We start from the raw sequence: 23,345 nt of genomic DNA, 5'->3' as shown, positions 1-23,345 counted from the left end.
GTGGCCACGCGCTATGACAAACGCGCCTACATCTTCCTCGGCACCGTCACCCTGGCCGCCCTGGCTATCTGGCTCCGGACCTGATCTAAGAAACAGCTCCTAGGGGCAGATCTCCCGGTAGGGGACATCGTCGAAGTATTGGGCCCATTCCTGTTCGGTCAGTCGCCGACCGGCGCGCGAGCACAGGTCCGCGGTGATGCGTGCCGGGTCCACAGCGACCGACCGGAATTCTCCACTTTCGTCTACGACGTAGAGGACAGAGCTGTTTCCGTCAAAAGCCAACGCAGGGCTTTCCACACCCGGCCGGGCACCCATGACGCGGCCCAGCTCGGTTCTGGAGGCCACATCCCACAGATGGACGCTGCCGTCCCGGGAAATCGACGCGACCGTCTGACCATCTGGAGCGAACTCCAGATTCGTGATCGGGCTACTTGGGGTGACCGGCACAAAGTGCTGTCCTACCGGAGCGGTCAAGTCGCCGTCCCACAACCGCATCCTGCCTTGCGGGTCACCAATAGCCGCAAGATCCCCGCGCGGGCTGAAGGCCAGATACCCGTCCGGGACGGCTCCCGAGCCGAGTTTCCTGTCCACTCTGGTCGCCGTGGCCACGTCGGCGAGCAGGACATCACGCCAGCCGGACCCGGCCAGGACTCTGCCATCGGGGCGAAACGTTACCATGTCCAGCGCCGACATCCCGTTGATGATCCGGCCCTTACCGCTTCGCCAGTCCCACAACTCCACGGGAGGCTTTGTCTCGATCGGACTGTCACCGGGCACAAGCCCGCGTACCGCAAGAAAGGATCCGTCACCGCTGAACGCCAACAAGCTCACGGCTTCGATATTGGTGTTCTTCACGGCGAACCGGCGCAGGCGCCGGCCGGTGGCGACCTCCCACACGCCGACCTGGACACCCGCCGCAGCCAGAAACTTCCCGTCGGGGCTGAGGGCGATGGCGCAGCAGGTCCCCAGGGAAGGCTCGGCAACGACGATCGGTTTGCCGATCTTCTCCCGTTCGGGCACATTCCACACTTGCACCATGTTCTGGGCAGATCTCACGGCTGCTCGGCTCGCGTCCGCGCTCAGCACCGCGCGAGGACCGTTCTCGACGGCACCTAGACGCGACACCGCGACACCGGGGAAGATATCCCTGGTCCACACGCTGCCATCGCGACGGCCTTGGTAATCACCTTCGTAGTCGGCGTACCAGACCTGCGGGGCCGCGAAGCCGTGCAGCGTCGTGCCGTCCGCACCGAACCGCTCGGCCAGCGGGCCGCCTCGCCACAAGATCCGGCAGGTGGGGACATGGACCAGGATCCCGCCGTCGGCGGCCTGGCCGATCATGAGCGTGGCGTCGTCGCTGAACACCATGTGGGCCAAACCCACCTGCAGCGCACACCGCTCGCTCGCCGCCGCCAGGTTGTACAGGGTCGTTGTCGTGGTTCGCGCCGGGTCACCGGACACGGCCAGGAGCTTGCTGTCAGGCGAGAACGCATATCCGCTGCGCTTCGCATCATCGGGCAGGGGCACCCGCTGCCTGGTCACCAGGTTCCACACCTGGTTCTTCGCGCTCGCGCCGAACCGCCCGTCGGGACTGACGGCCATCAGGTTCTCCCCGTCCGGCGCTCGGAGCAGCTTTCGGGTGCGCAGATCCCACCAGCCGCTCTGCGAAGAGTCGTATCCGCCGGAGGTGTACAGGCGCCGTCCGGTCGTGTCGAACTCCAGTCGCCCCCATAAGACGCCGTTCCCGGGTGGCCCGAGGCCGGCACCGACTCGTCTGCCCGACCGGGTGTCCCACAGTTGCACGTGCTTGTCGGTCTGTACGGCAAGCGTCATTCCATCGGGGCTCAGCGCGGTCGCGTAAACCTTGGGCCCGATGTCCTGGATCGTCATGATGACCTTCTTGGTCGCCACGTCAAACACGCGGGCTCGTCCTCGTCCCGCGGCGGCGAGGGTCTGCCCGTGACGTCCCAGCCCGTACACGATGTCGCCTGCGATCTCAGGATCGGTGAAGGTGTCCAGTTCCGGCTGAGCCAGTGCCTGGTGCAACGCGCTGCGGGTTTCGGCGCTGGGTGCGATGCGCCAGGCGGCGACGCTCAGCAGCATGGCTAGCTGGGGGTCAGTGGCGCGCAGTGTGGGCGCGCGAGCCGCGACGGATTTGGCCGCCGCGGTGTTCCGCTGGGCGATGACGCGTTGCTGGCTGGCGGCCAGCTCATCGCCACGCGCGATGGCGGTACGGCGCTGCTGATCGGCCAGGAGCGAGGCGCCGACGGCGATGGCCAGCAACACCGCCAAGACACCGGTGAGGAGCCGGCGGCGACGGGTCTGGCGGAGGGTGGCCGCGGCGCTCGCGTCCAGGAATGCGCGTTCGGTGGCATTGAGCGTCAGGTGACGCCGACCTGTGGCCGCCCACTGCAGGGCCCCCTCCAATGGGGTCCCGTGATACAGGTCCCCGACACGCCGTCCGCTCGCCTCCCACTGAAAGGCCGTTGCTGACAACCTCCGGTGGATGGGCAGCCCGAGGCGCTCGGCGTCCAGCCATTCCCGCAGGCGGGGCCAGGCCGTCAACAAGCCTGGGTGCGCCAGCCGGACGCCGCTGTCCTCCTGGACCAGCAGGCCCGCGGTGGCGAAACCGGCGAGCACAGCCTCTGCGTGGTCTTGCTGCAGCAGTTCGGCTCGATCAGCGCGGCGCAGCACCTCTTCGGTGTCCTCCTCGACGCTGACCAGGCGCAGCAGCAGTCCGGGGACGAGTTCCTGCGCATCAGTGGATAACCCCAGATACGTCTCCTCGGCTCGTTCGCCCAGACCGGGTTCGCGTGCGGTGGGCCCCGGCAAGGCTGTGGCGATCCGGCTCCCGGCAGCCAGCAGTTCCTCCTGCGCGCCGATGAGCGCCAGCAGCAGTCCTTTGGCGGTGGGCCGATCGGAGGGGACTTTGGACAGAGCCGCGGCCACCAGCGGGCGCACCGATGAGGGCAGTGCCGACAGGTCGGGCTCGCTGGACAAGACTCGATGCAGGACGGCGCCGACGTTATCGGCCCGGAAGGGGTCGCGCCCAGTGGCCGCGAACACCATGACCGCGCCCCAGGCGAACACGTCAGCGGCTCGGCCTGCGCGTTCACCGTTCAGAACCTCCGGAGCCATGTAGGTCGGCGTGCCGACCAGCGCTCCTGTCGAGGTGAGTGACATCTCCTCGGTACGGGCGATACCGAAGTCGATGACCCTGGGACCATCGGCACCGAGCAGCACGTTGTCGGGCTTGAGGTCGCGGTGGATCACTCCGGCCTGGTGAATGGCGGCCAGCGCCGTGGCGATCGCCGTCGCCAGGCGGTGCAACCCGTCGCCGGTCACGGGCCCCGATTCAGTCACCGCCCGGCGCAGACTGGGCCCGTCCACGTACTCACTCACGATGTGAGGCCGCTCTCCCGCCAAGTCGGCGGCCAAGATCTTGGCGGTGCAGAACGAGGCCACCTGCCGGGCCGCAGCGACTTCCTTGGCCACCCGATCGGCTCGACCGTGCAGCAGCTTGAGCGCCACGCGCACCCCGTGGGCGTCATAGGCTTCGAAGACGATCCCCTGGCCGCCCGCACCCAGCCGCCCGGCCAGCCAATATCCCGCGATCCGTTGCGGATCGCCCACTTCCAGAGCACCCAGCACCGCGCACCTCGCCTCCGCACGATTGTTGATCCTTTAGATTCAGCGAGGACGAGAATGGTTCTACTCCTCTACGTGCTCTTTCAAAACCCTGCATACAGGGATGGGAGCCAGGCCTCGGCGCCATCGCGGTATTAAATGTCCCATTTCGCCCATTGCGGGGAAATCTTGGCGCTGTGCGCCTGCCGATAACTACATCCGCCCAGGTCATTGCTCTGCGAGGCTTCGCCTCAACCTACGTGAGCTCCGGTCACCGGGGAGACGAAAGCGTGTACGGCAGGATGATCCGCTGTGCTGCTTCGCCTGGCCTACCTGACCATCACGAACGCCTTCGCCGCGCTGCGACTGCTGCCCATGAGTGATCGGGACAAGGACATGGAAATTCTCGTTCTGCGTCACCAAATCGCCGTCCTTGAACGCCAACTCGGCGCTGACACGAGAGTGCGATTCGCGCCCGAGGACCGGGCCCTTCTCGCCGCTCTCCCGACCTCACTGCCGCGCGAGCTTCTGCACGGCCTGCGGCTCCTCGTCCGGCCGGACACCGTCCTGCGTCGGCACCGCGACCTGATGAGACATCGTCACGCCCGCATCTGCCGGCCCAAGCACCCCGGGCGCCCACAGTCCGCTCCTTCCGCGCCCTCATCCTGCGCCTGGTCCGGGAGAACCCGAGCTGGGGCTACCGGCGGATCCACGGAGAGCTCACCACACTCGGCATCAAGGTCCCACCGTCCACCGTCTGGGAGATCCTCCAACAGGCAGACCTCGCCCGGCACCCGAACGAGCAACCACCACGTGGGCCGACTTCCTGCGCTCGCAAGCCGACGCCCTACTGGCCTGCGACTTCATCGAGACCATCACTCTCAGCGGACAACGCCAGTACGTCCTGGCGGCCATCGAGCACGCCACCAGACGCGTCCGCGTCTCGGCACCACCGCTCACCCGAGCACAAACTGGGTCACCCAGGCGATCAAGAACCTGGTGATGGACCTGGATGATGCAGGCTGCCGGGCGCGCTTGCTGCTCCGAGACCGGAATGGGAAGCTCCCGGCCATCATGGACAAGGTACTCGCCGAGGCCAGCATCACGACGGTACTCACCGGCATTCGGATGCCGCGGATGAACTCCATCATGGAACGGTGGGTGCAATCCTGCCACCACGAGCTTCTCGACCGCTGCCTCATCTGGAACGAACGCCACCTTCGGCACGCCCAGCGCGAGTACGAACGCTTCTACAACCGGCACCGAGCACATCAAGCCCTGAACCAAACGGCTCCACTGCGTCCCGCCCCGGACCCGATCACCGACCCCGAACGAATCATCAATCTGAACATACGCCGACGAGACCGGCTCGCCGGCGTCCTCCACGAGTACTCACATGCCGCTTGACCAGCACGGATGGAATTATCGGCAGGCGCAGGGTTGCCGTGGAAGCCTGCCCGCCTGCCGCCGTCTCAGAGCAATCCCTAGCAGACCAGCCGCCCCGTGGGTGGGACGACGGTATACGGGCAGTGCAGGGTGTCCTTCGGAATTAAAGGCGGGCCGATCTTTGTTCGGGTGGTTGGCCAAGTGAACGACGGATGCGGCGGGCTTCTTCGCGGAGTATTGCGATATCGCGCCGCAGATTTTCAGGGAGTGGAAGCGAGCCATTAACGCTCGCGATCGCTCGGATACGATGGCCGAGTTTATCTCGGATATGATCGAGAGCATCGGCTTCCTTGCAAAGCAGGTCAAAGAGAGGGAGAGTCTGTACGAGGTAGCGATGTATGTTTTCACTGAATAGTGGGTCGCCTTGCGAATTAGCAAGGAGGGCTTCTCCGACATTTGCCTCCGCTTCGATGCGGTCAATGACATCATCAATCTTGTCAAGAATGGTATATACAGGTCTGGCTGCCTCTTGTTGCTCCTCGACTGATCGAATTATCCGGTTCAAAATCAGAAGCGCGACGGGGACGCCGAAGGTAGCAGTGGTGATTGAGCTGTAGACATTTGTGAGAAATGAGCGTCCATCCCAAAAACGTTCGACGTCACCCCAGATTCCGAGTGCCATCATGGTGATCCAAGCAAGCCAGGACAAAAGAAGGGCACGGCGTCCGACCGGCCCGGCAAAATCCCATGCATGCCGGAGCCAGCGCAATACCTGTGTCATGTTGAGATAGACGAGTGTCCTGGCGCCAGGGTTCCCTTGAACTGACAACAATCTCTCGAGTCACCGAATGGGTTCGACGAGGCTGTTGACAGTATTCGGAGATACCAGCAACATCCATGATCAGTGAATCTATTTCATCCTGTGCCGCTCGAAAACATGGTTTCGTGGCGTGAGCTGGGGTTTTGCTTCGCGACCAGGGTCGTGGCTGCAACCATCGCAAGGTGTTGTTAACGCTTGTCTACCGGTTGGTAGGGTGCCTGTTCGGCCTGCTGGCAGTGCTGGTCCGCTCTGACCTGTCCAAGGACGCTGAGCTGCTGGTGCTCCGTCACGAGAACCAGGTACTCCGCCGTCAACTCGGTAGTCGCCTGCGATGGGATCACACCGACCGGCTCTGGCTCGCGGCGTTGTCACGATTGGTCCCCCGCCGCCGATGGGCGGAAGTTTTCCCGCTCACCCCAGCGACGATCTCGCGCTGGCACCGCAACCTGGTCGCGCGCAAGTGGACCTTCCCCGACAGGCGGCGCCCGGGGCGACCCTGTACCCGCCGGCCGGTCAAGGCGCTGATCGTGCGGATGGCGCGGGAGAACCCGACATGGGGGCATAGAAGAATACAGGGTGAGTTGGCGCGCTTGGGTTACCCAATCGCGGCCTCCACGGTGTGGGAGATCCTCCACGCCGCCGGTATCGATCCGGCGCCCTTCCAGGCCGGGCCGACCTGGCGGCAGTTCCTGACCGCCCAAGCCCACGCAATCATCGCGTGCGACTTCCTGGCAGTCGAGACGCTGCTACTCAAACGGCTGTACGTGCTGATCTTCATCGAGCACGGTACCCGGAGGCTGCACTAGGCCGGAGTGACCGCGCACCCAACCGGAGCATGGACGGTGCAGCAGGCTCGCAACCTGGTCATGGACTTGGGTGACCGCATTGCCGGGCTGAAATTCGTGATCCACGATCGGGACCCGCTCTTCACCTCCGCCTTCCAAGAGGTCTTCAAGGGTGAAGGGCTGCGAATCATCACCACGCTGCCGCAGACGCCGAGGATGAACGCCATCTGCGAGCGCGTCATCGGCACCCTGCGCCGCGAACTCCTGGACCGCATCCTGATCCTCAACGAACGCCATCTGACTCTCGTGCTCCAGGAGTATCTGATCCACTACAACGGGCACCGGCCGCACCAGTCCCGGTATCAACGCCCCCCGGACATCTCAATGCAGCCCGCCCGCGACCTGACCGACCTACAGTCCGTCCGCCGAAAACCCGTCGTCATAGGCACGATCAACGAATACCACCACGCCGCGTAGCCGCAGCTCAAACCACGAAACTTAATATTCGAGCGGCACACTGCCGAGACGAAGGCGCCGAGACCAACCCCCAACCGCCGGTTGAGGAAGGTGAACACCGTCCCTGATGCGAGTGCCCATTTTCGAGTGGTACGTGGACAGGTTGCCGCGTATCTCTTGCATCGGTCGAGTACGTGGGTGCCTAATGATGTCGTGTCGGATGGCTCGAAGGCGAATGCCGAGGACAAGAGCACGGGCCTGACCCTGGTGCTGGTTGAGCCCGCTGCTCAAGTGCGAGGGCTGTATACGTACCTGCGTCGAGACCCTGACCTGCGGAGCAGCGTGCGCCTGCTGGAGAGCGCACCGCCGCCGGGCACACTCGGGCCCGTCGCCGAAGCAGTGGAGTTTGTCACCGGCTCCCCCGAACTGGTCGCCACCGTGGCGGGAGTAGTGATCGCGTGGCTGCGCTATCGCACGAGCGACGTCAAACTCACGGTGAAGAGATCGGATGGGACAGAGGTGACGGTCACCGCCAACCGGGTCAGAACTCTCAGCAATGAGCAGACCCGCGCCATCATGTCGGAGGTCCAGGACGCCTTACGCAGCCAGTCACCGACGGACGCACCGGAGGGTTGAGCCGCTCACTGAAACATCGGGGCTACTGACCGGAACGAGGGCGCATGCGCTGCTGGTCGACTCGGGCCGGCACCTCCTGGACGCGATGATCGCAGGTGTGCCGGCAGCCACCGCCGGCGCGCGCGACCTGAGCACCGTGCTGGTTGCGCATGCGGGGCTCGACACGCGGCGTACACCGGTCCTGAACGATCCACACGGTCCCGGCGTGTCAGGTATGGCAAGCGTCGCGGTACGGCTCACTTGTTCCCACGTAAATACGCCATTCCTGCCTGCTCAGGGGCCGCGTGATCAGTTGACACACCTTCGGCAGCAGGCCGGCGGGGAGGGCCATGTCCCAAACCTGGACCGGGGTATCGTTCAGCACCTCAAGATCCGCAGAGACAATCATGGGCCTGCCGTCGATGATAACGGGCAGCAACATGCCGCCTGCTGCATAGGGAATGGTCTGTGAATTCAGTGGAACGAGGGCGATCGGATCCCAGGTGGTCAAGATGTTGTTGTCCTTCGCGGTGACAAGGACAGGCCTGCCGCCGTCAACCGACCAGGAAACCGCCCTCAGCCCCTCGGGGATCGGCAGGCTACTCAGAGGAGTGCCGGTGCGCGATGACCAGAGCTGGACGTTGTTGCGCCCTTCGGTGAACTGCCCGACAGCGAGGACTGGTTCGGTCCCCAGGTCCTGCCATGCAAGGCTGTCAACCGAACCCGATACGGTCATCGTACGTAGGGGGATATCGGCGGCCGGACTCCACAAGATGATATCGCCGTTATCGTAGCCGGCGGCGATGATTGTCGTGCCGTCCAGGTGTCCGACAGCCAGCGAGCTGATCGCGGCATTGCCCTTCTTCTCGCTGATGAGCCGACCTGTTCCGGGCTCCCATATTCTGAGGCTGCCGTCACTGCCTCCCGTCACGAGCTGCCCCTGTGCCCATGCCATTGTCCGCTGTTTTGCCCCCACCTTGAAAGTATTCATCCTTGCCCCGGATGCCGGACTCCAAATAATGACCTTGTCATCATCCAGCCAGCTGGCGATGGCCGGTTGGCCGCCGAGTTCTCCCCACTCCATGCCGTACACATCGCTATGAAGATCGACCGTGCGTAGACGTTTTCCAGAGGCGAGATCCCACACCTCTATTGGTTCCTTCCAAGCCTGAACGGCCAGTACCGACCGTCCGCCGATCAATCCTGTGGCCAACGAAGACGGAGGGTGGCTCTCAAGCATTCGCCATGGCTTGATCCGCGGATTCCACACGGCGATCACGCCGCGTCTGTAGACGGCCGCGAGGGACTTGCCGCCATCGAGCCACATCACCACCACGGGGGTGTCCGGCTCCGTCGGATTGCTCTCGCCTTTGTACTCTCGTACGACCTGATCGGTGGCCGGATCCCAGACCTGGACCCCGCCTTGGGCGCCGTAGGCGAGGACGGGTCGTCCGTCGAGCTCGCCCAGAGCGGGTGAGACGGTTCCCCATCTCTGGGACTGCTCGTGCAGGATCGTCCATCTTCGTGCGTCCCATATCGCCGCGGTGTGAGTGACGATGTTCCCGCCAATTCGTGATTCCTCCAGCAGCACGGGGCGGCCCAGCAGTTCGGCCCAGGCCAGGCGGCTCACCCGACCGGTCGGTGCGCTATGGACCAGGCGGCCGGTAGCCGCCTCCCTGATGTCGAGTCTGCCGGTACCGCGGTGCTTGTCCGGGATGACGACACCGATGGCAATCATCGGCGAGCCGTCGACCTGTCCGCAGCCAACTTGCGCGTCGATCCCACCGGTTCGTACCGTGCGCAAGATTGTGGCTGTCTCTCGCGTCCACAGGTACACGCGTCCGTTGGTATGAGCGGAGACGAGTACGGGCGCTCCCGACACGCTGGAGACGCAGAGGGAATTCAGTTCGGCAGGCGTCTCGATGTCCTGCAGGAGTTGCCCGGTCTGCGCGTCCCACAGCACCATGTGCCCAGATTGATGGCCGGAGATGATTGTAGGTGCTGGGAGGTCGGCCCAGGCCAGGCTGTTCACCGCGCCGCTGGAGCGCATGGTGCGCAGGCGAACGGCGTGCAGGGCGTCCCAAATTGTGATGGTGCCGTTGTCGTGTCCGGTCACTATGACGTCCTGGCCACCGATCCGCCCGGACACGGCTGTCAAGGTAGGGGGGTTCTCACCGACGAAGAGAGCCCGTCGCGTGTCGTTCCATGCGCGTGCCAGGGCGTGCCGGGCCGCGGTCGTGGGAGACAGGCCATAGGCCGTCGCAGCCAGGGACCGCGACAGGTTGCCGTCTAGGTCGGCCAGCCTGACACTGTCCGAGGCGACCTTCTGAGAAAGGCTGATCAGCCGCTGCTCGTCGTTGTCTCGTGCCGTTGTGACCGCGGTGATTGCGACTGCCGTGGCCGCGATCAGGGCGACCACCAGTGAGAGGATGACCGTCGTGCGTTGTCGCCGACGAGCCCGCGACGCTCGCTCGCGGGCCTTGAGGCTGGCGTGCCGGAAGTTCGCCGACAACTCCGGCAAGGAGCCGAAGCGTCTGAGGTCCTCTTCCCATCTCGCCTGATCGTCGACAAGGGCGTCAAGGCGCGTGCCACCGTACAGGAACGATGAGTCGTGTCCGTGCGCAGCCCATTCGCGAGCGTGCTGGTCGAGCTGCTGGCGGCGGAACAAGGCGGCCCTGTCGGTGGCAAGCCATTCGCGCAGACGCGGCCAGGAGTGAATGAGCGCCTCGTGAGCGATGCGCGCCGTGTGCGCGTCTACTGTGATCAGTCGGGCGGCGATGAACCGGTCCAGCACCTGCTGGAATGCCTCCCGCTCCGGCGTGCCGGGGGCAGGACGCAGTTCGTCCAGCGGAATCGGCTGGGCCGTGTCGATGACGTCCTGTCCCGCACCGGCACCGATCCGCACCAGCCGTGTCAGCAATCGGCGAGCGATCTGTCTGCCGTCCAGGTCGAGGCCCTTGATGATGGCGTCGGCCGTTTCTTGCAGGGCCCCACTCACTCGTCCGGTGGACAGGTAGTCGGTTACGGTGATGGCCGATCCACGGCCGGCCTTCCAGGTTCGCAACAGTGCGTGCGAGAGCAGGGGGAGGGCGTTGTCCATGCCGGCCGCAGTCGTGTCTTCGATCAGCAGGTCAGTCAGGGACGCTTCCACGGCGAGTCCGGCCAGGTGCGCGGGCCGCTCGATGACCTGCCGTAATCGCTCAGGTGGCAGCGCGAAGATGGGGATCATCTGGCTAACCGCGTCCTTGAGCGCCTCTTGCTGCATGCACTGGCCGAGGAAGTCGGCCCGTACGGCCAGCACCACCACAGCGGCCGAACATGCCGCATGCACGGCGGCCAGGAAGGCGCGACGGGTTTGCACACTGCACAGCGTGAAGATCTCTTCAAACTGGTCGATGATGACCACACGGCGCTGCGGTACAGCTTCGGCGAGCAGTTCGGCCAGATGTCGAGGATCGTCGTACAGCCGTTGTGCAAGCTCGGCCAGGCTGCATCCGGCTAGCTCGGCGAACTGCTCCGCCAGCACGCGAAAGGGATCGGCGGTCGGGGTGAACACCACGGCTCCGGCCTGAGGGGTGCGGTGCAAGGCGGGAACCAGCCCGGCCCGCAGCAGGGAGGACTTTCCCACCCCAGAAGGGCCTGTCAGCAGCAGTGGCCCGGTCCGTGGCGGCTGCGCCGCCACACGATCGATCAGAGTGGCGACGAGATCACTTCGACCGAAGAAGAGATCCGCATCCTGCATGCCATAGGGCGCCAGGCCTCGATAGGGGACGATCTCGGCGGACACCCCGCGGGCGTCGGCCGCGTAGGCGGAGTTGAGCACCAGCGGTTGCCGGTCGCCTCGATCGTGGGCGTGACGACGTGGAGCGGGACGGTTTTGCGCGGTCATGGTCCGGCACAGTGATCTGTACACCTCATCCAGGGTCAGCCGCGGACCAGCCGCTGGATCTCCGTTCACCAGCAAGTCGACCAGCGCTCCGGAGAAGGCGGTATGGCGGGCTCCGTCGGGCGCCCAAGCTGCCTCGTCCACCCCCGCAGCGGCTAAAACATAGCTTCCCCCGATGTTGGCGGCGAACACGCTGTCCACTCCGGTACGTGGCACACCGGTGGCCCTTCCGGCGAAGCAGCAGTCCAGCATGGTCACCAGCAGCGGCGCACGGCACGCAGCCAAGACCTCTGCGATCGTTGAGTACGGTAGGGCCTGATGCGCGGCGATGCCACGAGTCAAGTCCATCGTTGCCCGAGTGGCTAGATGTAACTCTCCATCCACGTTGAGCAGGCCATGACCCACGTAATACAGCAGAAGCACATCGTCGGCTTCGTCGGCTGCCTTGACCAGTGCATCGCCGAACAGGCGTGGATCATCCGGATCGAGGAGCACGGTCAGGCTTCCTGATTCGAGCCCCGCACGGTCGATCAGGCAACGGCCCAGATCGAGAAGGGTCTGCTCTACCGCAGGCACCGCTGTCAACATCGATCCTGGGAGGTGCCTGCCCGTACCGACCAGCAGCACGCGAGCCCCTGGGGCGGACAGCATCAGGGGGGCGGCATCATCTGCCCACATCGGTGCTCTCGCTCACTCGACGTCCCAGCCGACCAGTTCCCGCGAACCCCTCGCCCAAAGCCATGGTTGCGGTGGCCTGTACCCGCCACGAAGGTCACGGCCAGCCAACATCTGCGCCAGCGCTCGCGGCGGCGCGGCTCCGTTCGACAGCCGTGGCCGCTCGGTCAGTGGAATACTTCCTGCACGGCCGGCGTCCGTGAGGGCCAGCACATGACCTCCCCTGGACGAGCTCCGCTCCGAATTCATGCCCACATACCCCGGAGCGTGATTACGAGCATCTGTTGTGGAACGTTAACTGAACCTGTCGGCCGCGACCAGCGGAACTCTCCGGACTTCTACTCCACGGCCACGATCGGCTCGTGTGTGGGTTGCGTCCGCGGGTGTGGTCACTAGTGCACCATTGCTGTCGCCAGGCATTGGTATGTGCTTGGTGACTCGGCGGGAGCCGAGGGACGGCCTGGAGTGGTCGCCGCGTTGACGGCCACGTACACACTGCCGCCCTCGGCTCCCTTCGAGGGCACCGACCGGCAACAGGGAGATGCGCCGCATCTCCGTGAGCGAGTCACGCGCAGCTCAACGAGCAGCGGGTCGTGGACATACCGGTCCTCCACGACGTGATCCAAGCCAGGTGCACAGGCTTCGATCAGGCTGTCATCGCCATCAGCAATGCCTGCCAGGACAAGCTACGTCGCAGTCATGCGGGGCATGCTGTTCAGGCAGAGCCGGAGGAACCCGCCGTGGGCGAATAATGGTCGTACAGCTTGTTGACCTGGCCCACCCAGAACTCCTCCTTCTGCCGCGCCGACGGCTTGCGCGAGAGAAGTCCGAGATCGGCAGCAAGGGCGTAGAAGCCACCACCTGCATCGGTTCCATCCAGGTAAGTCACCAACGCCGAGATCATCAGGCCACTCACTGGACGGTTCTGCTCCACGATGCGCCCGAGCAGGTGCCCCATGGCCGCTCGCTCATCTTGCCTGGCGAAGTCGAACCCAGGAAGCCCCGTTCGACGCTCAAGTACGGCGTTCAGCTCCGTGTACGTCGTTATCTTTCGCAGCCGTGCACGTTCGATCAGAAACTTCAGCCCGGCTTCCGTGAGCTGCTCCCAGGTGCTGTCGTCGCGACCGTACAAAGACATGGCATCGCCTCCGTATGGAGAATAGCGGTCATCACCGAACACCGCAGGAAGAGGCCATCCCAAGCGCGATATGTGCGAGATGTCGAGACGGAGCGCGTCGATCCTGAAATAGGAGCGTCTCGATCTGTTGGCCAGAGCCTCGATCTTGTACCCTTTTCGCACTGGCGGTCCTTCTCCGGGCTGGTGTTGATGACGGACAAGCGCAAGGTGCAGACCGCGGTTCTCGACTCGCCCGATTCTCACCAACCCATCCTCATGCCCCTCGAACGGGCTGACGCAATTCTTCTCCGTTCGAAATACAACACACACCGATTCTTCTGCGGCGAGTGGCTCGGCGGCTGCGGAAGAGAGCTCTACACCCGGATCGGGTCCACGCGTGTACCACACTTCGCTCATCATCCTGAAGGTTCCGACGGGCCCGTCACCTGCAGACGCTCCAGCAATGACGAGGCGAGTGCGGATCACCTCTACATCCGGCGTGCGCTCGCGGGATGGCTCAGGCAGCACGGTCATCAGGTGAAGGCAGTGACGCTGGAGGGAACGGTGCCCCGCCAGGGCGGAACCTGTACCGGCATGACGATCGAGACCACCGGAGGCCTACTGATCGCTGTCGCCCTCCGCGACGACCTCCGAAGAGATCCGCAGCGCTACTGGCCAAGGCGCGACGATGAACTTCGCCGACGGCGGAAGAGAGTCGAGTGGCTGTTCGGCCCGCACGTCACTCTCGCCAGGCAAATGATCAAACGAACAGGCTATGCATTCACCGTAACGTGCCGGAACGACGGGCTTCACCGCACTGTCCAGGTCGGGCTGAAGGAAGGTGGCAAGATTCCGGTCTGGGTCGATCTCACCGACTGCAAGATCGACGATAAGGGGCACCTGTGGACACCGCCGCTTGCCGAGATGCTCCGTCGCCGCGCTCCCCGCAGCAAGGAACCAGTCGAGCAGTCGCCACCTCCCGCCGTCAAGGAACAGCCGCGAACGGTAGCACGGATCACAGGTTTCCCCCTGAGCGTGAACCTTCTGACGGTTTTGCCCCGAGCAGCGGATGGCCAGACAATCGAGGCCGACATCACCTGTCCGGTCGCCGAACTTCCTACCGAGGTCGTTCAGGTGAAGCTTCCCGACGTGGTGCGCGGCTTGAGCGTTGGACGTCCATATCAGGTGGTAGGTCCAGCGCTCAGCATCGCCGAAAGCCGTCCGGACAGTAACGACCTCACTTGGACGATCCACGCTCAGGCCTTATCACCCCTGTTCCTCGACGAGTCCGAAACTGAGGCTGTCGAGGAGCGACTCCCCAAGCTTCCGGATTGGAACAAGGTGATGGCCATGCTCGTGAAACTCAAGCAGGCCCGGATCTCCTCCGACGATCGGACATCAGCCAGACTACGAGCGGAGATAGAGAGGCTAATCCCCCAGCTCACCCAGCGGCAGCAGATACAGGCCCGAAAACAGTTGGACATGGACACGGAGGTTCGCGGACCGAAGGTGGCTCCGGAGTCGGCCAAGAAGCGACGAACTAGTGTCAGCCAAGCTCGCGCAGCGAAGAGAGCGAAGGCCGCAGAGGAAGTCCACAGGAATCAGGCATCCATCCTCTTCGAGATGATCAAACGGGCCGAAAGCCAAGGCAGACGCCGAGAGGCCAAGGCACTGTACGAGGTTCTGAGGCGCTTCCTCGATGGCCTGCCAGCCGATGAATATCGGGAACAGCGCGACCGGCTTGCACGCTGTAGGAGGCATCTGTCCAGTACCGCGGCGAGACGTCTCAACGGCCTTTGAATTCTTCAACACACACAAAATCGTCTTGGTTACGTTGCATGGGGTCTCGGAGCCTCCTTCCGTGCCTCAGTTCTAGCCATCGCCAAGCACCACCAGGTTGCCGAAATCCGCTACTTCGGCGACCTCGATCTGTCCGGCCCCCGGATCCCAGTGGCAGCTGACGCCAAGGCGACCGCCGCGGGTCTCCCGCCGGTACGCCCCGCGCATTCCCTTTACGAGAGCCTCTTCCGGCTGGGTCGGCCGCGCGCTTCCAAGGAGGAACCCTGCGCCTGCCGATAACTACATCCGCCCAGGTCATGACTCTGCGAGGGTTCTGTGTGGGGTACGCGAGCTCCGGTCCCTCGGGAGACGGGAACGCGTACGGCAGGATGATCCGCTGTGCTGCTTCGCTTGGCCTACCTAACTGTCACGAACGCCTTCGCCGCGCTGCGGTTACTGCCCATGAGCGATCGAGACAAGGACGTGGAGATTCTCGTTCTACGTCACCAGATTTCTGTCCTCGAACGCCAACTCGGCGCTGACACCAGAGTGCGATTCGCGCCCGAGGACCGAGCCCTTCTCGCCGCTCTCCTGACCTCGCTGCCCCGGGAGGTCCTGTGCCGGCTGCGGCTGCTCATCCGCCCAGACACCGTCCTGCGCTGGCACCGCGATCTGATGAAACGTCGTCATGCCCGTGCCTGCCGACCGAAGCGGCCTGGCCGTCCACCCACCGTCCAGTCCATCCGCGCTCTCGTCCTGCGCCTGGTCCGGGAGAACCCCGGCTGGGGCTACCGGCGGGTGCACGGCGAGCTCACCACACTCGGTATCAAGGTCGCGCCGTCCACCGTGTGGGAAATCCTCAAACAGGCCGGTCTCGATCCGGCACCCGAACGAGCCTCCACCACATGGGCCGGCTTCCTGCGCTCGCAAGCCGACGCTCTGCTGGCCGCCGATTTCATCGAGACCATCACCTTGAACGGGCAGCGCCAGTACATCCTGGTGGTGATCGAGCACGCCACCAGGCGGGTCCGTGTGCTCGGCACCACCGCGCACCCGAGCGCAAGCTGGGTCACCCAGGCGATCAAGAATCTGGTGATGGATCTGGACGATGCGGGCTGCAGGGCGCGGTTTCTGATCAGAGACAGGGATGGGAAGTTCCCGGCCCTCATGGATGCGATTCTCGCCGAGGCCGGCATCAAGACGGTGCTCACCGGTATCCGGATGCCGCGGATGAACTCGATCATGGAGCGGTGGGTGCGGTCGTGCCGGCACGAGCTTCTCGACCGCTGCCTGATCTGGAACGAACGCCACCTGCGGCACGCCTTGCGGGAGTACGAACGGTTTTACAACCAGCACCGGGCCCATCAAGCCCTGAACCAATCCGCCCCGCTGCGTCCCGCCCCGGACCCGATTACGGCCCCCAAGCGAATCACCGACCTGAACATATGTAGAAGAGCCCGGCTCGGCGGTGTCCTCCACGAATACTCACATGCCGCTTGACCAGCACGGATGGAATTATCGGCAGGCGCAATCTTCATGGGCCAAGCGACAAGCTGCTGCGTCGCGCGGATGGCACGTAGATGCAGGCCGCCTCCTCAAATCTCAGTGCCACGAATCTTTCAGGGAAGATCAAAGCCTGTCCGACGGACACCGTCCCACAATTAGGCTGCGACACCTTAGCGATCAGGAGAATCGGGAGCAGGTTATGCCCGGAATGAGTGAGCGACGACGCGGGCGGATGCGCGCCATGGCTCTGTTGCTCGCAGGCGGGGCCACTACCGCGGCAGCCATCGCCATGGCCGTCAGCGGAGCCGGGACAGCCACATCAGGGAGCCAGCAGGCCTCCTCACCTCATGCAGCCACGGAGATTCCGCAAGGCGCCAATAACACGGGGATCGTCACTTCTCCCCGACACAAGAGGAAGTCGGTCACCTCATCCAGGGGCACCACCGGTACTCCAAACGAAACGACCGGAAAACGAGATGGCATCACCGGCAACGCCAAGGCCGTCATCGCACCCCGGAATCACGCACACGTCGATGTGCTGCATGACCGCCTCCCGCCCGTCCACCCGCAAACGCCGGACGGGCCCGCGATTGACCGTCATGCGCCACAGTCGGGTCATCGAGCAAAACGAGCGCCGAGCCGTCCCCGCCCAGCCTCATCCGGCGGCTCTGAGCACGCTGGAATCCCATCATTGATCGGAATGAAGTGCGACGACTTGTTCCCCTCCCATGAACGAGATTTTCGTCTGCGCAACATGGCATGCCATCAATTCTTGGATTGATGCTGCGCGTTCAGCGCGATGTCAAGGTTGTGTGCGCACGACAGCGATGGAGATCTCCCCGTTGAGGGCGTGGGCCGCAACCACAGGCGCAACGGCACTGTCCACGACGACCGTTGCCTGACTGGCCGATCCGGACGTGTAGCTCACGCTCTCCACCACAGCCTCCTCCGCGAGAAGCGTGGGCGGTTCGGAGTCGGGCCTGCGCGCGGGGACGTGGATGAGCTGGACCCGTTCACCGCGCTGCAGGTCGTAGGGCGCTTGGCCTGGCTTGAGCGCCAGCCCCATCCTGACGGATTTCCCGCTGATCGCTCCGGTCCCGTTCGCCGCGGCCATCGGCTGGGTGAGCAGTGTGCCGGGCAGCACGGTGACGGTGGCGACGGTGGCGGCCACCTGGTCGCGCTGGGCCCACGACCAGTAGGTGACTCCCCCATCGGCGATGCGTGCCTCCTGCAGCGCTCCGTGGTCGAAGCGCTGGCCGGCACCGATCTTCTTGGTGACACGGATGACGGAGATGCGTTCGTCGGCGCGCATCACCAGGAGGGTCGTGGCCAGGGCGCCACCAAGCACGAGCAGCACCGCGAGGGCGGCGAGGGCCGGCCTGCGTTGACGCGCCTGCTGCGGTAACCCACGGGAAGCAACCCCGGTCAGCACACCCGCTCCTTCAGTCATTCGCGGTCGTCCTGGGAGTTCCTAGATGTTGCGCGCCGGGTTGCACCAGCGCCATGTGCCGCCATCGGGATCGACGTCCGGGCCGTGGCAGAACTGGGCCCGCTTGATGGAACCGAAGAACACCGAGTCCTCGACACACCCCGACTTGGGCCCTGCCTGCAGCAGGATGGTCCGGCCGATCGTGGTCTTGTACTCCACGGCCACCTTGTCCTCGTCGTCGAGCGCATCACACAGCATCACGCGCTTTCGGTCGGCACTGATCTCAACGGTCCCAAGCCGCCCATACCCGTCGGTCCACGGGCGCGCGGACGCCCACACCGGCCCCGTCACCAACAGCCCGCCCACCAGCATTCCCGGCACTACCCTCGCCCACCGTGACATCGTTCCCCTTCCTGCGAGCACGCAGCTCATGATGTCACGAAGAGTTATCATGCATACCCGGAACGCAACGACTGAATGGGGCGCACAGCCCCCTGAGGAGATCGAGTCGGCAGACCAACTCAACCTGAAGGGTGTCAATACTCCAATCACGGTCGTGAGCTGCGGGTTTGTCTCGGCTTCCTGGGCGTAGCAGTGGCTGGGTCAGGCATGCTCGAGGCTCGCGACGCTCCGTCTCTTCCACATGATCTTCTGCCGCATCGTGGGTTAGCTGACACTGCTGGCCCGTAGCGACGCATCCAAGAACATGGAGATCCTCGTCCTGCGGCACGAGGTCACCGTGCTGCGCCGCCAGGTCCACCGTCCAAGGTCCAAGTTAGTTGCCATAGATAGTGCGGGCGGGCTTACGGACGTCGGCAGGAGCCGGTGAGACGGTCTCCAGGCCCATCGTGCAGGCCGTTTCGTCAGGCAGGAGGGCCGGGTAGGTGGTGGTGACGCGTTCAGGGATCGGTCAAAGCGCGGTACCTGCCCTCGATCGTGCGCCTGAGCCAGCTTAACCTCCCCGGTCTTCTGGAGGCCTTGGTTGTGCCCGACTGCTTGGCCACGCTGCTCCAAGCCCGGTGGCCCATGAGTGCGCGTGCATCGCCGGTGCGGCCATCATCACATCCATGCGGAGGCCGGCTACCGAACGGAAGCCCGCTGCCGTATGGATGTCAACGACGGCTGAAGCTGCCCCCGAAGGGGTCGAAGGAACTGAGCGTCACCTGGGGGCCGATCAGCCTCGGTCGATCACCATCTGCCCGCCGTCCCCGGGATGTCCGTATGAACCGACGGGCAGTGCACCCGCTTCGTCGTCTGCGTTGGCTCTGAACGCCTCGATAACGATCATCACCGCACCCTCGCCCCGCTCCGCAGCTATCGATGCCGGCTCTACCGCGCGGTCGAACCTCAGAGGTCCGATCATGCCAACAACTATGCCTTTGGCGCCTTCGGGAGCAAGTCGCCCGGACCGCGATAAAGCAGGCGGACCCCAGTGCCAGTGCGAAGTCGTCGAGCACGCAACACGCCCTGGCGCTCACGATTGAGGAGAATGGCGGCTTCTCCAAGCAGGTCGTAGCCGCTGGACCAGATCTCGATCTTGTCTGGTCCAGTGTCAGTCACGCGCAGCCAGGTACCAGGCTCAGGTACCGTCCCGTACCAGGTGACCGCCTGCAAGTCCTCCGTCCTGCGGCTCCATTGAAGCGAGCGCTGTGCCCGCGAGGGGTTCACGAATGTCTCCCAAGCTGACCGCGACTCGGGTGTAGGCCAGTTTTCGCTGAGGGCCTGCGCGGGGTCGAGGTCGTCGATCCATTGGCGCATCTCGGCAGCCGAGTCGAATGTGGCGCCGGTGCTCTTGACTGCCGATATGGCCGCGAGGCGATGGTCGAAGCCAGAGCGTATAAGGATCGAAGCTGCCCGATTGAAGGTTCCCGTTTCGATTGCGGTTACTGCCGTCCCCAACAAGGCGTCGGCCTCGAGGTTACCCTGGGCAGTTTCGTAGACCCTGGCAGCTTCCATTCCCCAGACCAGCCGGTAGATGACGTCGGCCTCGATGAACTGCGCCATCGCGACGCGGTCGCCGGAAAGGTCGCCGAGGGCCAAACCGTGAACCCAGTGCCTCAATACCCCGCGCCAATTGTCGAGCACTGTCTCGGGAGCGAAGACTTCCATCGCGAACAAAGTGTCGGCGATCGCCACGAGCAAGTCGGCAGCCGTCTCATGGTCCGCGTCGGCGATGGCGGCTTCGGCTTGGCCCGCCAAGGCGATGATACTTCCAGATACTTGGGCGAGCTCGGACCCGGCGTTGGCACCTAGCCCAGCCAAGAACCAGCCGCGGCGTTGGGAGGGTGTGGACGTTTGCCACAAGTGGCTGGTCCGGCTGTACACCAGTCCGCGTACGGCAGCGGCTAACGTGTCGTCGTAGCGGCGAAGTTGCCGTTCCCACAGAGAATCGCGCAGGGCATCAGTGACGATCTGCGTCGCGGCGTCGGCAACGTTGTCCAAGCCACTGTCTCCGACGACGCTCAGGATGCCGATGTCGAGCAACGCGAGGTTCGACTGCCAACTCTGGGCAGCGGCGACCCGCGCCTCATCAGGCTCCTGGGACACGATAGGCAGGGACCAGTCGGGCCCACCGGTGAGGTAGTCGAGAAGGGGCTCCACCGAAGTGAGCCTCTGCGATGCGTACATCCTTTTCAGGAGTGCAACGCCGATCTCGATGAGTCCAGATCGCAGAGCCTTGCCGCCATCTCCCTGTGTGAGTGCGAGCCACTCTCGCCGATGTCTTTGAGTCGGCTCGAAGATCGGATAGAGAACAAGCCCTTCAGTGTCAACGAACGCGCGACCCGCACGCCCGATCACATTCGCGAACTCAGAACCCTTGAGGACGTCCCTGCTGCGGCGAAGGCCGTGGAAGAGCACCGCTGACGCGGACAGGTTCAGTCCCTGGGCGAGAGTCGGTGAGGCAACAGTGACCTTCAAGCTGCCCCGCTGCAAAAGTCGCTCGATCTCGCGGCGGAAGGGACCGGGGAGCGCTCCGTGGTGGATGGCCACGCCTAGCCGAAGACATCCCAATATCGGATGGTCGGCACCGAACCACTCGGCGCCCACGGTGAGCGCGTCGTGAAGGTCGACATCCGCGGGCAGGACGGAGGAAACAAGGTCTCTGCGGTGGAGATCGATGATCGCGCGGGCGTACGGCTCCACGAAATTCCGCTGGGGGCAGAAGACAAGAACGGTCTGGCCGTCTTCGACCAGACGCCACGCGGTGGCGATAACGTGTTCACGTTGGTTCGCCGGGAACATCTTCCTGCGCCGGCCGCTCGGCTTCTTCGCCTCGAAGTAGCGTGGGATGAAGGGTTGGTCGGGCCCGAGAGTTACGGTCAGGCGCGCATGGTCTTTACGCCACTCAACAAGGCCGAAGCGCTGCTGCGTCGGACGCCACTCCTCGCGGTGCAGGCCGTCTGGGTTATCATCAGTGATCCATGCGACGAAGTCGTCGAGCTCGCTCCCGGACGGAAACACGGCCGAAAGACACAGGATGCGGCGCGTCGAAGCGTCTGGACGACGCAGGAGCCGCTGGATCTGGGCTTCGTAGCGGACCTCGCGCTCGGTGGCTCCGATCATGTGCCCCTCGTCCAAGACGACGAGGCCGACGTCATCGAGCACAGACGGGTCGGATCGAAGCGCGAAATCCAGCTTCTCGGGGGTCGCCACGACGATTGCGCTGGAGCGCAGGGTGTCCTCGTCGACGTGGCTCGTCCCCATGCTGCCGTAAAGGGACGAGACGCGGATGCCCAGCGGCGAAAAGGTCCGCGCGAGGACCTGCTCAGTCTGGGCGGACAAGGCTCGCAGCGGGGTGACGTACACCGTGCGTCGTCCCTGTGCAAGACACGCCAAGATCGATAGTTCAGCGATACGGGTCTTGCCAGCGCTGGTCGGAAGCGCGACAACGAGATCATGTACGTCCTGGAAGATCCTGCCGACGACGTGGAGTTGGGAGGGCCACAGGTCTATCTCTGAACGTTCCCGCGCCAGGAGCGACTCAACGAAAGTGCGCCGGAGATAGCGCCACCGTTCGACGTTGTCAGCAGCTTCTGGCGGTGGTTCTTTTGGGATGTTCGTCTCAAGGCTGGTGTCGAACAGGCCTCCGAGCAGATGTCGAGTGAGCCGGTACACCCACCATGGGCCGGGGGCGCTCACGTCCGATGACGCCTGCTCGCCAAGCCGCAGCTCTTCGAGGGCTGTCTCGAGCAGGTCTCGGCTGCCGATCTCGATCGCGAACAAGGCAGCTGAGACGGCCGAGAGATAGTTCTCGCTGAGGAGAAGGACGATGGGGCCGACCTGGTCCGGCGGTGCGTCTTCCTCCGTGCTGCTGCCCACTGCAGTGAGGCTCGTCAACAGAGCGTCATCGGAGAGTTGGGGAGAGGAGCGCAGCGACTGGGTTCGCTCCTCGATCGAACTCAAGTCGCGCAATACCAGGTCCGCCAGCGTCTGCTCCATCGGCGTCAACCGCCCCGACTGTCGGCTCGCTTGGATCAGCGAGAACGCCCGCGCGGCGTAGCCGCCGAGATGGCTGGCCGCGCCGGCGACAAGTCCATGAAAGACCAGGTCTGCTTCAGGCGTCGCGTTCCGGGTGGCAGCCTCAAGGGCGTAGGAGCTCTGGATGAACCCCTGCTGTGCGAGGGAGATCTGCTCGGTCGTGTCGTCGTCCGCGGCCTCCAACAGCTCAAGGCTTGTGGCCAACAACGCGTACCCATAGTTGAGCAGGTCCGCGTCCAGAAAGGGACCGAACGTGGGTGCGTCCCTAGGAAGAACGCCCTCGCGCCGAATCATGGATTGGGCCTGTCCACGGGCCAGCAGGCGCCCGCGAAAGCCAGCGTCGGTGGCTGTCGCAAGATTTTCTGCCAGATCCCGCGCCTCACGAGGCACCGACGGTCACCCCTTCGTAAGCGTTTTCAATGAACTCTTTGTGGCCTTGAACTCGAAGCGTGATCGTCAGCTGTGGCACAGCGCCCGAGTACGCCTGAAGATCTGCTATCACGTGTCTACTCGGGTCGCTGCTCGTGAAGAGGAACATCAGGTGACCAACGCTGTCGGGGCGGACACCTTCCAAGAGCTGCATGTCAAGCACGGCCTCGCCGACGTCACTGTCGACCGTGGACAGGAGCCGTTCGGCGAACTGGGTGAGCGAGTGCGGCGAGGGCAACTCATCGTTGCGTGCTAGGCCGTGTTTCATAAGGCTTTGAGCCACTGGTTGATCGCGGCGATGATGACGACGGCTTCGTAGCGTACGGCGAGCTTGTCGTAGCGGGTTGCCATGCCAC

15 protein-coding genes and 1 pseudogene are annotated in these 23,345 nt (G+C 64.2%); 7 read left to right on the top strand and 9 right to left on the bottom strand.

What is annotated here, in order from left to right; translation table 11 throughout:
• Positions 1–84: pseudogene (locus IEZ27_RS54765) on the top strand (IS5/IS1182 family transposase); the annotation flags it as partial.
• A 15-nt stretch (positions 85–99) separates the two neighbouring features.
• On the opposite strand, the gene IEZ27_RS52520 reads toward IEZ27_RS54765, so the two are convergent.
• Entirely contained in the window at positions 100–3,651 is a 3,552-nt protein-coding gene (locus IEZ27_RS52520; protein WP_189654167.1) for a serine/threonine-protein kinase, read from the bottom strand.
• A 1,050-nt stretch (positions 3,652–4,701) separates the two neighbouring features.
• Here IEZ27_RS52520 and IEZ27_RS54760 point away from each other — a divergent pair.
• Positions 4,702–5,034 (top strand): integrase core domain-containing protein, encoded by a 333-nt coding sequence (locus tag IEZ27_RS54760; protein WP_229825242.1) that lies wholly within the window; start codon positions 4,702–4,704, stop codon positions 5,032–5,034.
• 142 nt (positions 5,035–5,176) lie between these two features.
• Here IEZ27_RS54760 and IEZ27_RS52510 read toward each other — a convergent pair whose 3' ends face one another.
• Positions 5,177–5,794, bottom strand: coding sequence for a hypothetical protein (locus IEZ27_RS52510; protein WP_189654166.1), 618 nt, complete (start codon positions 5,792–5,794; stop codon positions 5,177–5,179).
• 221 nt (positions 5,795–6,015) lie between these two features.
• On the opposite strand from IEZ27_RS52510, the gene IEZ27_RS54755 reads away from it, so the two are divergent.
• From IEZ27_RS54755 to IEZ27_RS52500, 3 genes are all read left to right on the top strand, one after another.
• Positions 6,016–6,639: a helix-turn-helix domain-containing protein gene (locus IEZ27_RS54755; protein ID WP_229825239.1), complete on the top strand. Its 624-nt coding sequence runs from the start codon at positions 6,016–6,018 to the stop codon at positions 6,637–6,639.
• Between the two features lie 6 nt (positions 6,640–6,645).
• The gene (locus tag IEZ27_RS54750) at positions 6,646–7,095 is read left to right on the top strand and encodes an integrase core domain-containing protein (protein WP_229825237.1); all 450 of its coding nucleotides are present in this window, start codon (positions 6,646–6,648) and stop codon (positions 7,093–7,095) included.
• A gap of 177 nt (positions 7,096–7,272) precedes the next feature.
• A complete protein-coding gene (locus tag IEZ27_RS52500; RefSeq protein ID WP_189654165.1) occupies positions 7,273–7,710 on the top strand; it encodes an effector-associated constant component EACC1 in 438 nt (145 codons plus the stop codon).
• A gap of 208 nt (positions 7,711–7,918) precedes the next feature.
• Here IEZ27_RS52500 and IEZ27_RS52495 read toward each other — a convergent pair whose 3' ends face one another.
• Both IEZ27_RS52495 and IEZ27_RS55830 read right to left on the bottom strand, forming a co-directional pair.
• On the bottom strand, positions 7,919–12,202 hold the full coding sequence (locus tag IEZ27_RS52495; RefSeq protein WP_189654164.1) for a caspase, EACC1-associated type: 4,284 nt from the start codon (positions 12,200–12,202) through the stop codon (positions 7,919–7,921).
• Between the two features lie 763 nt (positions 12,203–12,965).
• Positions 12,966–13,901, bottom strand: coding sequence for a hypothetical protein (locus IEZ27_RS55830; RefSeq protein WP_229825234.1), 936 nt, complete (start codon positions 13,899–13,901; stop codon positions 12,966–12,968).
• Positions 13,902–13,961: 60 nt separating this feature from the next.
• Between IEZ27_RS55830 and IEZ27_RS52485 the strand changes: the two genes are divergently transcribed.
• The gene (locus IEZ27_RS52485) at positions 13,962–15,167 is read left to right on the top strand and encodes a hypothetical protein (RefSeq protein WP_229825232.1); all 1,206 of its coding nucleotides are present in this window, start codon (positions 13,962–13,964) and stop codon (positions 15,165–15,167) included.
• A gap of 378 nt (positions 15,168–15,545) precedes the next feature.
• On the top strand, positions 15,546–16,646 hold the full coding sequence (locus IEZ27_RS52480) for an integrase core domain-containing protein (RefSeq protein WP_189654162.1): 1,101 nt from the start codon (positions 15,546–15,548) through the stop codon (positions 16,644–16,646).
• Between the two features lie 808 nt (positions 16,647–17,454).
• Here the strand turns inward: IEZ27_RS52480 and IEZ27_RS52475 are convergent.
• The 5 genes from IEZ27_RS52475 to IEZ27_RS52455 form a co-directional block, all read right to left on the bottom strand.
• On the bottom strand, positions 17,455–18,084 hold the full coding sequence (locus IEZ27_RS52475; protein WP_229825230.1) for a hypothetical protein: 630 nt from the start codon (positions 18,082–18,084) through the stop codon (positions 17,455–17,457).
• A gap of 39 nt (positions 18,085–18,123) precedes the next feature.
• Entirely contained in the window at positions 18,124–18,453 is a 330-nt protein-coding gene (locus tag IEZ27_RS52470; protein WP_189654160.1) for a hypothetical protein, read from the bottom strand.
• Positions 18,454–19,255: 802 nt separating this feature from the next.
• Positions 19,256–19,444, bottom strand: coding sequence for a hypothetical protein (locus IEZ27_RS52465; RefSeq protein ID WP_189654159.1), 189 nt, complete (start codon positions 19,442–19,444; stop codon positions 19,256–19,258).
• Between the two features lie 8 nt (positions 19,445–19,452).
• A complete protein-coding gene (locus tag IEZ27_RS52460) occupies positions 19,453–22,950 on the bottom strand; it encodes a DEAD/DEAH box helicase (protein ID WP_189654158.1) in 3,498 nt (1,165 codons plus the stop codon).
• Positions 22,940–23,257, bottom strand: coding sequence for a hypothetical protein (locus IEZ27_RS52455; protein ID WP_189654157.1), 318 nt, complete (start codon positions 23,255–23,257; stop codon positions 22,940–22,942). The genes IEZ27_RS52460 and IEZ27_RS52455 overlap by 11 nt, the downstream gene beginning before the upstream one ends.
• Positions 23,258–23,345: the final 88 nt, after the last annotated feature.

The sequence above is a fragment of the Nonomuraea spiralis genome (assembly GCF_014648435.1).
GTDB classification, from domain to species: domain Bacteria; phylum Actinomycetota; class Actinomycetes; order Streptosporangiales; family Streptosporangiaceae; genus Nonomuraea; species Nonomuraea spiralis.
Note: the sequence above shows the minus strand (reverse complement) of the source record. Positions and strands in the feature narration are given on the sequence as shown.